The following is a 15205-nucleotide window of genomic DNA, read 5'->3' as shown; positions in this document are numbered from 1 at the left end:
GCGGACACAAAGCACCAATGAGCCCTGACGAGGGCCCGCGTGAGACAGACGGGGCCCCCGACCCCGGCGCTGCCGACCCTCCCGACGCCGACCCGACGGCCGACGCCGCGGACGATTCCAGCGATAGCGACCCGAGCGGAGCGCGCGTCGCCGGCGAGGAGCCCACCAATTCGGTTTCAGATTCACGCGCCGCCGGCGAGGAGCCCGCAGAGCCGGCCCCGGGATCGCGCACCGACGACGAAGACACGCTTTCGACGGAGAAACCTCATCCGTCCCGAGGTCGCGCTCGCCGGCACGCACTCCTGGGCGTCGTCGGATTCGCCGCCGTCGCGCTCGTCCTTCGCCTCGTCGCGCTCGGCGGCCGGATCTTCCACTGGGACGAGGGACGCGTCGGCTACTGGATCCTCCGGTACCACGAGACGGGTGTGCACACGTACCGACCGATCGTCCACGGTCCCTTCCTCCCGATCGTCAACGACTGGCTGTTCGCCCTGATGCCGATCTCGGACTTCGCGGCGCGGCTGCCGGTCGCGGTCGTCGGCGGCCTGTTCCCGCTCGCCGCGTGGCTCTTCCGCGAGCGACTCCGCGACACCGAACTGGTCGCGCTCGCTGCGGTGCTCGCGCTGAACCCGCTGGTCGTCTACTACTCGCGGTTTATGCGCAACGACGTCCTCGTGGCCGCGTTCTCGGTCGTCGCGCTCGGATTCGTCGTCCGCGGATTCGACACCGGTCGGCTCCGCTACGCGTTCCCCGCGACGGTCGCGCTCGCACTCGCGTTCACGACGAAGGCGAACGCGCTGCTCTACGTGCTCTGTTTCCTCGGCGCAGGCGCGCTGCTCGCGGACCACCGGCTGCTCGACGCACGGGCCCGCGGCGAGTCCGGCCGCGCCGTCCTCGCGCGGTGGCGCGCCTCGATTCGGGAGCGGCTCCTCGCTCACGGCCCGACACCGAAGGGCTCGCTGGCTCGCGTGCTCGGCACCGGCGTCGGCGCGGTCGCGCTCTTCCTCGTCGTCACCGTGTTCTTCTACGCGCCGCGGCCGGACCTCTGGGGCGCACTCGCGAACCCCGCGCAGCTCCCGGGCGTCGTCGACGCCGGGACCGTCGGCGCGGGCGAGAAACTGTTCGACACGTGGGGCGGCGGGGGTCACCAGGACCACCCGTATCTGCCCTACCTCGGTGACCTCGCGGAGACGCTCGTGTACGGTGCGCCGGCGGTCATCGCCTTCGGCCTCGTCGGCCTCGTCGTCGACCGGTACGGCATTCGCGGCGACGGGCCGCGCGAGATCGTCACGTTCGCGACGTACTGGGCCGTCGCGTCGCTCTTCGGCTACCCGATCGCGACGGACATCCAGGCTCCGTGGGCTGCAATCCACGTGGTGGTGCCGCTGGCCGTCCCGGCGGCCGTCGGCGTCGCGTTCGTGATCGACTCCGCTCGCGAGGCGCTCCGCGCCCGCGACGCCGTTAGCGTCGGCCTCGCAGCGCTCGTCGTTCTCGCGGCCCTGAGCGGCGCGCTCGCCGCCAACGCGGCGTACTTCAACTCCACCGACGAGGCCGACAAGCAGGTGCTGCAGTGGGCCCAACCCGACAACTCCCTGAAACCGACGATAGAGGTCGTCGGCCAGGTATCGGCCGCCAACGACGACGGGCCGGACGTGCTCTTCGTCGGCAGCAGACCCCCGGGCGGCGACGACGAGGTGTTCTACGTCAGAAACGAGTCGTCGCTGTCGACCGCTCCACCGGGCGGCCCCTCGTGGCACGACCGCCTGCCGCTCCCGTGGTACCTCGAACGCTACGGAGCGAACGTGACCAGTTCCGCTCCCGACGCCGATATGGGCGAGACGCTCTCGGACCCGCCGCCGGTCGTGATCGCGAAGGACTACGACCGCAACGCGGTCTCCCGAGAGCTCTCGGGATACTCCGCGTTCGAGCACGAGTTCCGCCTCTGGGGCGACAGCGTCGTGGTCTTCGTCGAGAACGACCACTTAGAGCGCGTCGCCCCCGATCGCGTCTCCGAGACGCGGGCGGCGGGCGAATAACCGAGGTCGGCCGTCGAACCGCGTCGGGTGGCGATCGAATCCTCTCCGTCCGAATAGCCACGCCCGCGTACACGTCCCGCCGCGTTCGGCAACCTTTATTCGCTATCCTCGGGTATCCTCGCCCGTGACCGTCACCGTACCCGGACCCACGCTCGGCGTCGTCGGCGGCGGCCAACTCGGCCGGATGCTCGCCGAGGCGGCCGCCCCGCTCGGCGTCGAGATGATCGTCCTCGATCCCACGCCGGAGTGTCCCGCCTCGCCCGTCGCCTGCGAACAGATCGTCGGCGACTTCGACGACCCCGAGGCGTTCCGCGAACTGGCCTCGAAGGTCGACGCGCTGACGTTCGAGATCGAACTCGCGGACGCCACGCTGTTGGACGACGTCGCCGAGGAGTTCGACCTCTCGGTGAACCCCGACCCGGCGACCCTTTCGATGATCGAGGACAAACTCGTCCAGAAGCGCGCGCTGGCGGACGCGGGCGTCCCGGTGCCGCCGTTCCGACGGGTCGACGACGCCGACGATCTCCGGGACGCGCTCGACGAGTTCGGCTCCGTGATGCTGAAGGCGCGCACCGGCGGCTACGACGGCCGCGGCAACGTCCCCGTGACCGATCCCGCCGACGCCGAAGACGCGATGGCAGCCGTCGGCGGCCCCGCGATGGCCGAGACGTTCGTCGACTTCGCGCGCGAACTCTCGGTGATCGCCGTGCAGGGCGACGGCGAAGTCAGGACGTTCCCCGCCGGCGAGAACGTTCACGAGGAGGAGATCCTCAGGGAGACGCTGCTCCCGGCGCGCACGAGCGACGCGGTGCTGGCCCGGGCTGAGGAGGTCGCCCGCGACGTCCTCGACACGCTCTCGGGCCGCGGCGTCTTCGGGATCGAACTGTTCGAGACCGACGAGGGCGAGATCTCGGTCAACGAGATCGCCCCGCGCCCGCACAACTCGGGTCACTGGACTATCGAAGGCGCGCGGACCTCCCAGTTCGAACAGCACGTCCGCGCGGTGCTCGGGTGGCCGCTGGGGTCGACCCGCCTGCGCTGTCCGACCGCGATGGCGAACGTCCTGGGGACCGTCGAGGAGCCCAGGCCAGCCAGGCTCGGCAACGTCGAAGCCGTGCTCGAAGACCCGGACGCGTCGCTGCACTGGTACGGGAAGGACCGGGTGCGCCCGCTGCGGAAGATGGGCCACGTCACGGTGACCGGCGACGGAACGGATGGTGCGGAGCACGACGGGGACGACCTCCTCGCGCACGCGAGAGACGTTCGGGACGCGCTGCGGTTCGAGTGAGACCGGATTACCGACGATGACAGACTACACGCCCGACGACGACGCCGACGTGACCGTACAGGACCTGATCGACCGACTCCGCGACGAGGCCGACGCCGACGTGGATCCCGAGACGACGCCGGACGTGGGGATCATTATGGGGTCGGACTCGGATCTGGAGACGATGTCGGGCGCGCACGAGGCGCTCGCGGAACTCGGCTTCGCGGAACAGACCGACTTCCGCGACGCGCCCGACGCGCGCTTCACCTACGAGACGTACGTCGTCTCCGCGCACCGAACGCCCGAGCTGATGTACGCCTACGGCGAGACCGCCGAGGCGCGCGGCCTCGACGTCTTGATCGCGGGCGCGGGCGGGAAGTCCGCCGACCTGCCGAATATGACCGCCTCCATCGCGTACCCGATCCCGGTCGTCGGCGTCCCGGTCCAGGAGAAATCCGTCGACTCGGTGATCGGGATGCCGACCGGCGCACCCATCGTCGCCGTCGACGCCGGCAAATCGTTCAACGCGGCGCTGTCGGCCGCACAGATACTTTCGCGCGAGCACGACGTGGTTCGAGAGCGTCTGGTCGAGTACCACGAGGGCCTCGTCGGCGGGGTCGCACGCGACTCCCGCGACCTCCACGATATGGGGGTCGACGCCTACGTCGAGAGTCGAAACGACGACTGACAGCGGCCTGGGCCGTCGAGGGCGCAGCCGCGGTATAAATCAACGCTTATGGGGGGGCGCTTCTAATCCTCGAACGTCAGGGAGACTACGGAATGAGTGAATGGATCGCAATCGGGGCCCTTGGGCTCGTCGCCGTCGGCATCCCGCTGGGGATGATGGCCGTCTCGGCGCTACTTCGCCCGTCGGTACCCGAACAAGGTAAACGCGCCACCTACGAGAGCGGTGAGGTACCGACCGGCACGGCGCGCGTCCAGTTCAACATCCAGTACTACATGGTCGCGCTGCTGTTCGTCGTGTTCGACGTCGAAACCGTTCTCATCTTCCCGTGGGCCGTCATCTACCGGTCCGCGCTGGACCAGGGTGTCGCCCTCTCGACGGTGTTGCTGCCGATGCTCGCATTCGTCGGCATCCTCGTCGTCGGACTGGTCTGGGCGTGGCGCAACGGCGCAGTCAAGTGGGTCAAAAGCCCGCTGGCGAACCGCCGGAAGACGGAGAGAAACGCATGAGCAGCGAACGAGACACACCATTTGTCACGGACGACACGCAGGTACAGACCGAGACGCGAGACGCCCGGATGACGGGCGGCGGCGCGGACAACCGGTTCAACTCGAAACTCCGGGAGGCGTTCGGCTCCTCGCCGTTCATCCTCACCAAGTTCGACCAGTTTATGAACTGGGTCCGCGGCTCCTCGATGTTTATGCTGCAGTTCGGAATCGCCTGCTGCAGCATCGAGATGATGCACACCTACTCGGTGAAACACGACCTCGACCGCTTCGCGGCCGGGGTCCCGCGCGCCTCGCCGCGGCAGGCGGACGTCATCATCGTCCCGGGGACGATCGTCTCGAAGTTCGCCCCGCGGATGAAGCGCGTCTACGACCAGATGCCCGAGCCGAAGTTCGTCGTCGGGATGGGCTCCTGTACGATTTCCGGAGGCCCGTTCCAAGAGGGCTACAACGTCATCAAGGGCGCAGAGGAGGTCATTCCCGTGGACATCCACGTCCCCGGCTGTCCCCCGCGTCCGGAAGCCCTCATCTACGGCGTCGCGAAGCTGCAGCAGCGCATCGCCGAGGGCGAGTCGAGTCCGGTGACGGTCAAGCCGTACGAACTCGAACAGTTCGACGACCTCGAACGCGACGAGATCGTCGAGAAACTCGCCGAGGAGATCGACGAGGACGATCTGGTGATGCGCTACAACTGGGCTGATTCGCCATGAGCCTCGAAGAACCGACTCCGGACGAGGGCGCCGTCGAAGTGCTGCCGACGACGGACGACGAGATCGCCGAACTGCTCGGCGACCTGGTCGTCGACCGCGAGGAACACGTCAACGCGCCCGGGTTCGTCATCCGACCGGACACGGTCCAGGAGACCCTGCGTCGACTCCGCGACGAGGCCGGCTTCGACCACCTCTCCTGCGTCACCGCCGAGGAGCGCGAGGACCGCTACGAGTCGATCTACCACCTCACGAGCTTCGACGACCGACAGCGCGAAGTGAGCGTCATCGTGCCGACGACGAAGGACGACCCCGTCAGCGAGTCGGCCGAACCGGTCTTTCGGACGGCCGACTGGCACGAGCGAGAGGCGTACGACCTGATCGGCATCGACTACGAGGACCATCCCGATCTGCGTCGGATCCTCCTGCCGGACACGTGGCAGGGACACCCGCTCTCGCAGAACTACGACCAGGACCGGCCGCAGATCGTCACGCTCAAAGAGTGGGAGAACCCCCTCGCCGACGACCACCGCGAGGAGGAGGGCGACACGATGTACGTCAACATCGGGCCGCACCACCCCGCCACGCACGGCGTCCTCCACGTCAAGACGGTGCTCGACGGCGAGCAGGTCGCGGACGTCGACCCCGACATCGGCTACCTCCACCGCTGCGAGGAGCAGATGTGTCAGACGAAGACGTACCGCCACCAGATCATGCCGTACCCCGACCGCTGGGACTACGCCTCTTCGGGCCTCCTCAACGAGTGGGCGTACGCCCGCGCGGCGGAGGACCTGAACGACATCGAGGTCCCGGAGTATGCCCAAATCATCCGGACGATGGGCGCGGAGTTCTGTCGCATCGCCTCGCATATGCTCGCCGTCGGGACGTTCGCGTTGGACGTCTACGGCGACTTCACCGCGATCTTCATGTACGCGATGCGGGACCGCGAGAAGGTCCAGAGCGTCCTCGAAGAACTCACCGGCCAGCGGATGATGTTCAACTACTTCCGCCTCGGCGGCGTGGTCTGGGACCTCCCCGAACCGCGCGAGGACTTCTTCGAGATGATCCGGGACTACCTCGACGAGCTGCCGCAGGCCGTCGAGGAGTACCACGACCTCATCACCGGAAACGAGATCCTGCAGTCGCGGACGATCGACACGGGCGTGCTCCCGCCGGAGGTCGCGAAGTCCTACGGCGCGACGGGCCCCGTCGCCCGCGGGTCCGGCATCGACTACGACCTGCGCCGCGACGACCCCTACGGCTACTACGAGGAACTCGAGTGGGACGTCATCACTGAGGACGGCTGCGACAACTTCAGCCGCCTGCTCGTTCGGCTTCGCGAGGTCGAGGAGTCCGCGAAGATCATCGAGCAGTGCGTCGACCTGCTCGAAGACTGGCCCGAGGACGAGCGCAACATCCAGGCGAACGTGCCGCGGACGCTGCGCCCCGACGACGACACGGAAATCTACCGCGCGGTCGAGGCCGCCAAGGGCGAGCTCGGTATCTACATCCGCGCCGACGGCACCGAGAAGCCCGGTCGGTTCAAGATCCGCAGTCCGTGCTTCTCGAACCTCCAGACGCTGCCGGAGATGTCCACCGGCGAGTACATCCCGGACATGGTCGCGTCGCTCGGTAGCCTCGACATCGTGCTCGGCGAGGTGGATCGCTGATGGTACCGCTGCAGTCGCAGGTCCTCCTGCCCGAGCGGATCGCCGGCCTCCTGGGTCTCTCGGGAACGGTCGGCCAGATCGTCGGCGGCCTGCTCGGCGCGTTCCTGATCGCCAATCTGCTGCTCGTCCAGACGGCCGTCGCCGGCCCGTGGGCCAAGCGGAAGATCACCGCGGCGTTCACTGACCGCATCGCGGTCAACCGGATCGGCCCGTTCGGACTGCTCACCATCGTCACCGACGCCGTCCGACTGCTCTCGAAGGAACTCGTGATTCCCGAGGGCGTCGACCGACCGGCGTACGACCTCGGCCCGCTTCTGGTGCCGTTCTCGGCGCTGCTCGGGTTCGCGGTGATCCCGATGGGTAACGGCATCCACCTCGCCGACCCCGAGACGGGTGCCGTCTTCGCCTTCGCGGCCTCGTCGATCGCCTCGCTCGGCCTCGTGATGATGGGCTACGCGTCGAACAACAAGTACTCGCTGCTCGGCGGCCTCCGGGCGATCGCCTCCAACATCGCCTACGAGATCCCGCTCATCGTCACCGCGGCGTCGGTGATCATCTTCACCGGCACGCTGCAGATGAGCGAGATCGTCGCCCAGCAGACCGAGCCGCTGCTGTCGATCGCGGGCGTCACGATCCCGCAGTGGTTCGCGTTCGTCAACCCCTTCGCGTTCGTGCTGTTCGTGATCGCGAACCTCGCCGAAGTCGGACGGAACCCATTCGACGTGCCCGAGGCGCCGACCGAGATCGTCGCCGGGTACCAGACCGAGTACTCCTCGGTGTACTTCGTGCTCATCTACCTCGGCGAGTTCATCCACATCTTCCTCGGCGGCGCGCTGGCGGCGACGCTGTTCCTCGGCGGCCCGGCCGGCCCGTTCCTGCCGGGCTTCGTGTGGTTCCTGATCAAGATCTGGGGCTTCTACCTGTTCACCCAGTGGGCGCGTTCCGCGATCCCTCGCCTCCGCGTCGACCAGTTCCTCGACGTCGGCTGGAAGGGGATGCTCGTGCTCTCCTTCGCGAACCTGGTGCTCACGGCCGTAATCGTGGGAGTGATAGCATGATCGGCGTACTCAAATCGATGGCGACGACGATGAAACACGCACTGGACGGGGAGACGTTCACGGTCGAGTACCCGGACGTCGCGCCCGAAGTGAGCCCGCGATTCCGCGGGGTTCACAAGTTCAGCCAGGAGCGCTGTATCTGGTGTCGACAGTGCGAGAACGTCTGTCCGAACGATACGATCCAGATCGTCCAGGACGACCAGCGCAACGGCGAGCAGTACAACCTCCACATCGGGCAGTGCATCTACTGCCGGCTCTGCGAGGAGGTCTGTCCCGTCGACGCCATCCTGCTCACGCAGAACTTCGAGTTCACCGCCGACACGAAGGACGACTTCGTGTACAACAAAGAGCAGCTGAAGAACGTCCCGTGGTACAAGGACATCGACCCGCTCAACTCCAGAGAGCCCGATCGCGACGCGTGGATCGGCGAGGGAGAGGGCGAGGTGGACTACCAGTGAGGTGATCCCTCACAGCGCGGAACAGACAGTCGATCAAAGTCCGCTCGGTCCGGGCGCATCCGGCCGGGGACTTCTCGAAATCTTCAAAGGGATACCTCAAGGAGACACATACAATGGTTTATGAGACCATCGCGTTCGCGCTGTTCGCCCTCGTGACCGTGGGCTGCAGCCTGGGCGTCGTCCTCGTGCGGGACATCTGGCACTCCGCACTCCTGCTCGGGGGCGCGCTCTTGAGCGTCGCGGTGCACTACGTGATGTTGCAGGCGGAGTTTCTCGCCGCCATGCAGATCCTCGTCTACGTCGGCGGGGTTCTCATCCTCATCACGTTCGCCGTGATGCTGACGCGCACACAACCGGAGGTGAGTAGCACATGACCACGAAACCGGAACTGAACCTGGGTTCGCACCTGGTTCCCGGTCTGGCCGCCGCGGCGCTGTTCGTCGTGATGGCCGCGACCATCCTCTCGGCGTCGTACCCCGAACCGCAGGGATTCGCCGAGGGCGCGAACATCACGGCCAGTATCGGCTACGCGATGTTCAACCTCGATCTGGGCGACGTCGCCGGGGAGAGCTTCCTCGTCGCCTTCCTCCTGATCGCGGTGACGCTGGACGTCGCGCTCGACGGCGCCGTGCACCTCGCGACGCGCGAGGCGGACGCCGACGGACGCACGCTCCTCGCCGATGGCGGTCGTGAACTCAAACGCACGCTGTTCGGCGGAGGTGAGGAGTGATGGTCCCGCCGGAGTACTACCTGCTCCTCTCCGCGGCCGTCTTCTGTATCGGACTGTTCGGCATCCTGACGCGGCGCAACGCGCTGCTGTTCCTGATGTCGGTCGAACTGTTGCTGAACGCCGCGAACATCAACCTCGTCGCGTTCTCCTTCGTCTGGGGGAACGTCACGGGGCAGACGTTCGGGCTGTTCGTGATGGCGCTCGCCGCCGCCGAAGTCGCGATCGGTATCGGGATCATCCTGGTGCTGTACCGCAACTTCGACGGCGTCGACGTCACCGAGGCGACGACGATGAGGTGGTAAGATGGCAGGGATACTCGACTTCGCACCCGCGATCGTACTGTTGCCGTTCGTCTCGTTTCTCGTCGCGCTCGCGGTCGGCGACCGCCTCCCGGAGGGCGGCGCGTACGCCGGCATCGCCGCGACGGCGGGCTCACTCGTCCTCTCGATCGCGACGGTCCTGACCGTCGCCGGGGGACAGACGTACCAAGCGACCGTCTACACGTGGGCGGAGGGACTCGAGGCGGTCGATCTGACGTTCGGCGTCCTGATCGACCCGCTCTCGGCGATGATGCTGCTCATCGTCACGCTGATCGCCTTCCTCGTCCACGTCTTCAGTCTCGGCTATATGAACGACGAGGGCGAGACCGGCCTGCCGCGCTACTACGCCGGTCTCGGGCTGTTCACGGCGTCGATGCTCGGTTTCGTCGTCGCCGACAACCTCCTGATGGCGTTCATGTTCTTCGAGTTGGTCGGGCTCTGCTCGTACCTACTCATCGGCTTCCACTTCCGGGAGCCGGGGCCGCCGAGCGCCGCGAAGAAGGCGTTCCTCGTCACCCGCTTCGGGGACTACTTCTTCCTCGTCGGCGTCGTCGCCGTCTTCGCGACGTTCGGGACGGCGGCGTTCGCCGGCTCGGAGTCCTTCCCCGCGCTCGCGGAGGCCGCGCTCAACGGTGAGGCCTCGGTGACCACGTTCGGCTTCGCGCCGCAGACGTGGTTCACGATCGTCGGCCTCCTCGTGCTGGGCGGCGTGATCGGCAAGTCCGCGCAGTTCCCGCTGCACACGTGGCTGCCGGACGCGATGGAGGGCCCGACGCCGGTCTCGGCGCTCATCCACGCCGCGACGATGGTCGCCGCAGGGGTCTACCTCGTCGCGCGGATGTACGGCTTCTACGCGATTTCGCCGACCGCGCTCGCGATCATCGCGTTCATCGGCGGCTTCACGGCGCTGTTCGCGGCGACGATGGGCGTCGTCAAGCGCGAGATCAAGCAGGTGCTCGCGTACTCGACGATCTCCCAGTACGGCTATATGATGCTCGGCCTCGGCGGCGGCGGCTACGTCGCCGCGACCTTCCACCTGATGACGCACGCCTTCTTCAAGGCGCTCTTGTTCCTGGGGGCGGGGTCAGTCATCATCGCGATGCACCACAACGAGAATATGTGGGATATGGGCGGGCTGAAAGACAAGATGCCCGTCACTTACTACACGTTCCTCGCGGGGTCGCTCGCGCTGGCGGGCATCTTCCCGTTCGCCGGCTTCTGGTCGAAAGACGAGGTGCTCTACGAGACGCTCATCCACGGACTCGGCGGAAGCCCGCTCCTGTTCGGCGCGTACGCGATGGGGCTGCTCGCCGTCTTCTTCACCGGGTTCTACACCTTCCGGATGGTCTTCCTGACGTTCCACGGGAACCCCCGAACGCAGACGGCCGAAGATCCCCACGGCGTGCGCTGGAACGTCAAGGGACCGCTCGTGGTCCTCGGGGTCCTCGCCACCGTGGCCGGCGCCGTCAATATGGTTCCGATTGAGAAGCTCCTCGGGATCGGAGGAATCGACTTCCTCCACCAGTGGCTCGACGGCAGCTTCGAGGGACTGACCGCACACCACTACGCCGACCTCATCCCGTACAGCTCGTCGTACATCGGCTCTGAGGCGACGACGGTGGCGGTCGGAGCCGCGCTCTCGCTGGGGCTCGCGCTCGCCGGATCGGGACTGGCGTATCTGCTGTACAACGTCCCGGAGCCGGTCCGGCACACCGACGAGCTCGGTCGCATCAAGACGGTGCTGTACAACAACTACTACCAGGACGAGTACCAGGTCTGGCTGGCCAACGGCGTCACACGACCGGTCGCCAGCGCGGCCAACAAGTTCGACGGCGGTATCGTCGACGGGGTCGTCAACGGCGTCTCGAGTGTCAGCCTCTTCACCGGCGGGCGCGTCCGTCGGATCCAGACCGGCGTCGTGAGTAACTACGCGGCGCTCCTGACGCTCGGCCTGACCGCGTTACTTCTCGCCTTCGGAGTTCTCGGAGGGTGGTTCGTATGATAATCGAAGCGCTCATCGCAGTCACGTTCCTCGCCGCGCTGGTCGTGTTCGTCGCCCCCGACGAGTACGCCGGCCGACTCGCGGCGGCACTCAGCGCGCTCCCGATCCTCGGGAGCCTCTGGATGTGGGCACAGTACGACGCGAGCGGGAACGCCCTGCTGGGCGGCTCGATCGCGTTCGAGACGGACGTCGTCTGGCTGACGCTCGGCGGCCTCGACCTCCACTGGTTCGTCGGCGTCGACGGGATCAGTCTCCCGCTCGTCGTCCTCACGACGATCCTCTCCACGCTAGCGATCGTCAGCGCGTGGACGCCGATCACGGAGCGAGAGTCGCAGTTCTACGGATTGATGCTCTTCATGGAGGCGAACCTCCTGGGCGTGTTCACCGCGCTCGACTTCTTCGCGTGGTTCGTCTTCTGGGAGGCCGTCCTCGTCCCGATGTACTTCCTCATCGGCGTCTGGGGCGGCCCGAACCGTCGCTACGCCGCGATCAAGTTCTTCGTCTACACGAACGTCGCGTCGCTCGTGATGTTCATCGGCTTCATCGCCCTGGTGTTCGGCCTCGGCGACTCGGTGTCGTCGATGCGATTGCCGGAGATCGCACAGGCGCTCCGAGCGGGTGAACTCGGCGCGTTCGCCGGCCTCGACGCCGCGACGCTGAAGACGGTCGCCTTCGTGGCGACGTTCCTCGGCTTCGCGGTGAAGGTGCCGGTCGCGCCGCTGCACACGTGGCTGCCGGACGCTCACGTCGAAGCGCCGACGCCGGTGTCGGTGATGCTGGCTGGCGTCCTCCTGAAGATGGGGACGTACGCGCTGCTCCGGTTCAACTTCACGATGATGCCCGACGTGGCGACCGCGCTCGTCGTCCCGATCGCGGGCATCGCCGTCATCAGCGTCATCTACGGCGCGATGCTGGCGCTCGCCCAACAGGACCTCAAGCGCATCGTCGCGTACTCCTCCGTGTCCTCTATGGGCTACGTCATCCTCGGACTCGTCGCGTACACGACGTACGGAGTCGGCGGTGCGACGTTCCAGATGATCGCTCACGGCCTCATCTCGGGGCTGATGTTCATGGCGGTCGGCGTCATCTACAACACGACGCACACCCGGATGGTCGGCGATATGTCCGGGATCGCAGACCGGATGCCGCTCACTGCGGGCATCTTCGTCGCCGGCGCGTTCGGCTACATGGGCCTGCCGCTGATGGCCGGCTTCGCGGGCGAGTTCTTCATCTTCAAGGGCTCGTTCGAGTCGACCGTCCACGCCGGAATGCCCCTGTTCACGGCGGCGGCGATGTTCGGCATCGTCATCGTCGCGGGCTATCTGCTCTTCGCGATGCAGCGGACGCTGTTCGGGCCGTTCAGCTTCGACGGCGAGTACGAGATCACGAACGCGCCGACGCAGGACGTGGCACCGCTGGCGGTGCTCCTGCTGCTCACGATCGTGCTCGGCGTCGCGCCCGACCTCTTCTTCGGGATGATCCAGGACGCCGTTAACCCGATCCTCACGGGAGGTGGGCTGTGATGTTCGACCCGATCGCACTCCAGACCGAACCCGTCGCCGCCTGGACCGCACTCGCCCCGGCGCTCCTCCTCGCACTGACCGGACTGGTGCTGCTCGGCATCGACACGCTGTCGCCGAAGGAGACGAGCAATACGCTCCTGGCAGGCGTTTCGGCCGCCGGGTCGCTCTCGGCCTTCGCCGTCGCGGCGTGGTTCCTCGTCGCCGGCACCGGCCAGGAGCGGACGGGCGGCGCGATATCGCTGTACGGCGACACGCTCGTCGTCGACGGGATGAGCCTCTTCTTCACGCTCATCTTCACCATCGTCACCGCGATGGTGAGCGTCGCCGCCTACGACTACCTGCGCGAGCAGGCCCACCGCGCGGAGTTCTACTCGCTGGTGCTTTTCGCCGCGACCGGGATGACGATGATGTCGATGGCGAACTCGCTGGCGACGGTCTTCATCAGCCTCGAACTCGCGTCGCTACCGTCGTACGCGCTCGTCGCGTTCCTCAAGAAGAATCGCGGCAGCGTCGAAGCCGGACTGAAGTACTTCCTCATCGGCTCGGTCTCCTCGGGCGTGCTCGTCTTCGGGATCAGCCTCGTCTACGCCGTCACGGGATCGCTCGTGCTCGGCGACGTTGCCGCCGCGCTCGGGAACACCGAGATGGCCGGCGTCCTCGGGATGGGCGTGCTGATGATCGTCGGCGGCGTCGCCTACAAGACCGCCTCCGTGCCGTTCCACTTCTGGGCGCCGGAGGCCTACGAGGGCGCGCCCGCGCCGATCTCGGCGTTCCTCTCCTCGGCTTCGAAGGCGGCCGGCTTCGCGGTCGGCTTCCGCGTCTTCGTCGAAGCGTTCCCGCTCGGGGCCATCCCGGCGGGCGTCGACTGGGTGCTGGCGTTCCAGATCCTCGCCGTCGTCACGATGACGCTCGGGAACTTCGCCGCCGCGACCCAGGAGAACGTCAAACGGATGCTCGCGTACTCCTCGATCGGACACGCGGGCTACGCGCTGATCGGCCTCGCGGCCCTGACCGCCGGCGGACCGAACGGCGACGTCCTCGGCGCGTCGATGGCGCACCTGCTCGTCTACGGCTTCATGAACACCGGCGCGTTCCTGTTCATCGCCCTGGTCGAACACTGGGGCGTCGGCCGGACGTTCGAGGACTACAACGGCCTCGCGTCCACGGCACCGATCGCCGCGGTGGCGATGACGGTGTTCATGTTCAGCCTCGCGGGCCTGCCGCCGTTCGGCGGCTTCCTCTCGAAGTACGCCTTGTTCTACTCGGCCATCGAGGCCGGGTTCTGGTGGCTCGCCGCGGTCGGCGCGATCAACAGCGCGCTGTCGCTGTTCTACTACAGTCGCGTCGTCAAGGCGATGTGGATCGAGTCGCCGGCGCAGGACTTCGAGATCACGAGTCGCCCGGTCGGACTGTACACCGCAGTCCTGTTCGCGGGCCTCGGGACGCTGCTGCTGCTGCCGGCCTTCGGCCCGGTCATCGAGACCGCCCAGGCCGTCGCCGCGGCGCTGTTCTAAGCACCCACCTTTTTGATGCGGTGGATTTCCTCGCTCGCTGCGCTCGCTGCGGGAACCCACCGCGAAAAAACCTGGTAGGAAAAATTCCGCTCGGCTCGTCGACGTCGCGCTGCGCCGCCACCGAGACTTCCTGTTCCGATCGGGTCGCCGACGCTGGATTGTCGGAAGGTCTTGACTCACTAGGGAACGCTACGGGAACTCCGAATCCCGAATGACGTGCCGGATCGGGCGGAGTGTTTTTTCCGGTGGATGCGTCGGGTCCACCCACTCGTAATCGACGACGTCCTCCGATGGGTTGGGGTCCGGAGGAGTCAGTAGTGTTCCCGCGATGATCGTGTAGTGGGTCACGGTATCGGATTTCGTACGGTGGCGATACAGACAGCTGTCCACTTCCGCAGAGAGGCGCGCAGCGCAGCGGAGTTCTTCTCTGAGTTCGCGGTGAAGTCCGTCCCACAACGATTCTGTCGGTTTGACGCCGCCGCCGGGTAACGTCCAGAAGGTCGACCCATCAGCCCGTCGTTCTTCGACCAGCAGGACCCTCGACCGAGAGGCAAACAGCGCCTTCGCCCCGGTTCTGACCGTGTCTATCACGCGGGACGAGACCGCGCTATCGGTTTCCCGATCGATCACAGACGTTCGTTGCGGGTCTGGTCGAAGCCGATGATCCGCCATAGGAGTCTCTTCGTTCGGGCGTTTCGAGTATAGTTACGCGCCAGCTTACCGGCAGTT

General features: G+C 66.7%; 15 protein-coding genes. 14 read left to right on the top strand and 1 reads right to left on the bottom strand.

Translation table 11 applies throughout. The features are described from left to right. Positions 1-17: 17 nt before the first annotated feature. From NO360_RS08455 to NO360_RS08390, 14 genes are all read left to right on the top strand, one after another. The gene (locus tag NO360_RS08455; protein WP_256307352.1) at positions 18-2036 is read left to right on the top strand and encodes a flippase activity-associated protein Agl23; all 2019 of its coding nucleotides are present in this window, start codon (positions 18-20) and stop codon (positions 2034-2036) included. Between the two features lie 124 nt (positions 2037-2160). Next, positions 2161-3324 carry a 5-(carboxyamino)imidazole ribonucleotide synthase gene (locus tag NO360_RS08450; protein WP_256307351.1) on the top strand — a complete coding sequence of 388 codons (1164 nt, stop codon included), beginning with the start codon at positions 2161-2163 and terminating at the stop codon, positions 3322-3324. A gap of 16 nt (positions 3325-3340) precedes the next feature. Beyond that, a complete protein-coding gene (purE, locus tag NO360_RS08445) occupies positions 3341-3991 on the top strand; it encodes a 5-(carboxyamino)imidazole ribonucleotide mutase (protein ID WP_256307350.1) in 651 nt (216 codons plus the stop codon). 92 nt (positions 3992-4083) lie between these two features. Next, entirely contained in the window at positions 4084-4497 is a 414-nt protein-coding gene (locus tag NO360_RS08440; protein WP_256307349.1) for an NADH-quinone oxidoreductase subunit A, read from the top strand. Then, positions 4494-5204: an NADH-quinone oxidoreductase subunit B gene (locus NO360_RS08435; protein ID WP_256307348.1), complete on the top strand. Its 711-nt coding sequence runs from the start codon at positions 4494-4496 to the stop codon at positions 5202-5204. The genes NO360_RS08440 and NO360_RS08435 overlap by 4 nt, the downstream gene beginning before the upstream one ends. Beyond that, on the top strand, positions 5201-6871 hold the full coding sequence (locus tag NO360_RS08430; RefSeq protein ID WP_256307347.1) for an NADH-quinone oxidoreductase subunit D: 1671 nt from the start codon (positions 5201-5203) through the stop codon (positions 6869-6871). Before NO360_RS08435 ends, NO360_RS08430 begins: the two co-directional genes overlap by 4 nt. After that, on the top strand, positions 6871-7929 hold the full coding sequence (locus NO360_RS08425; RefSeq protein ID WP_256307346.1) for a complex I subunit 1/NuoH family protein: 1059 nt from the start codon (positions 6871-6873) through the stop codon (positions 7927-7929). The genes NO360_RS08430 and NO360_RS08425 overlap by 1 nt, the downstream gene beginning before the upstream one ends. Continuing rightward, positions 7926-8387: a NuoI/complex I 23 kDa subunit family protein gene (locus NO360_RS08420; protein WP_103992160.1), complete on the top strand. Its 462-nt coding sequence runs from the start codon at positions 7926-7928 to the stop codon at positions 8385-8387. Before NO360_RS08425 ends, NO360_RS08420 begins: the two co-directional genes overlap by 4 nt. A gap of 113 nt (positions 8388-8500) precedes the next feature. Continuing rightward, positions 8501-8761, top strand: a complete 261-nt coding sequence (locus NO360_RS08415) for an NADH-quinone oxidoreductase subunit J (protein ID WP_089768442.1) — start codon at positions 8501-8503, stop codon at positions 8759-8761. Then, complete coding sequence (locus NO360_RS08410; protein WP_256307345.1) at positions 8758-9117, top strand: proton-conducting membrane transporter; 360 nt, start codon at positions 8758-8760, stop codon at positions 9115-9117. The genes NO360_RS08415 and NO360_RS08410 overlap by 4 nt, the downstream gene beginning before the upstream one ends. Continuing rightward, positions 9117-9419, top strand: a complete 303-nt coding sequence (gene nuoK, locus NO360_RS08405; protein ID WP_256307344.1) for an NADH-quinone oxidoreductase subunit NuoK — start codon at positions 9117-9119, stop codon at positions 9417-9419. The genes NO360_RS08410 and nuoK overlap by 1 nt, the downstream gene beginning before the upstream one ends. A 1-nt stretch (position 9420) precedes the next feature. Beyond that, positions 9421-11439 carry an NADH-quinone oxidoreductase subunit L gene (nuoL, locus tag NO360_RS08400; RefSeq protein ID WP_256307343.1) on the top strand — a complete coding sequence of 673 codons (2019 nt, stop codon included), beginning with the start codon at positions 9421-9423 and terminating at the stop codon, positions 11437-11439. Next, positions 11436-12962, top strand: a complete 1527-nt coding sequence (locus NO360_RS08395) for a complex I subunit 4 family protein (RefSeq protein ID WP_256307342.1) — start codon at positions 11436-11438, stop codon at positions 12960-12962. The genes nuoL and NO360_RS08395 overlap by 4 nt, the downstream gene beginning before the upstream one ends. Next, entirely contained in the window at positions 12962-14476 is a 1515-nt protein-coding gene (locus NO360_RS08390) for an NADH-quinone oxidoreductase subunit N (RefSeq protein ID WP_256307341.1), read from the top strand. The genes NO360_RS08395 and NO360_RS08390 overlap by 1 nt, the downstream gene beginning before the upstream one ends. Positions 14477-14665: 189 nt before the next feature. On the opposite strand, the gene NO360_RS19075 is transcribed toward NO360_RS08390, so the two are convergent. Beyond that, positions 14666-15148: an NUDIX hydrolase gene (locus NO360_RS19075; RefSeq protein ID WP_390282389.1), complete on the bottom strand. Its 483-nt coding sequence runs from the start codon at positions 15146-15148 to the stop codon at positions 14666-14668. Between the last annotated feature and the right edge of the window lie 57 nt (positions 15149-15205).

Source organism: Halobellus litoreus (genome assembly GCF_024464595.1).
GTDB lineage: Archaea > Halobacteriota > Halobacteria > Halobacteriales > Haloferacaceae > Haloquadratum > Haloquadratum litoreum.
Note: the sequence above shows the minus strand (reverse complement) of the source record. Positions and strands in the feature narration are given on the sequence as shown.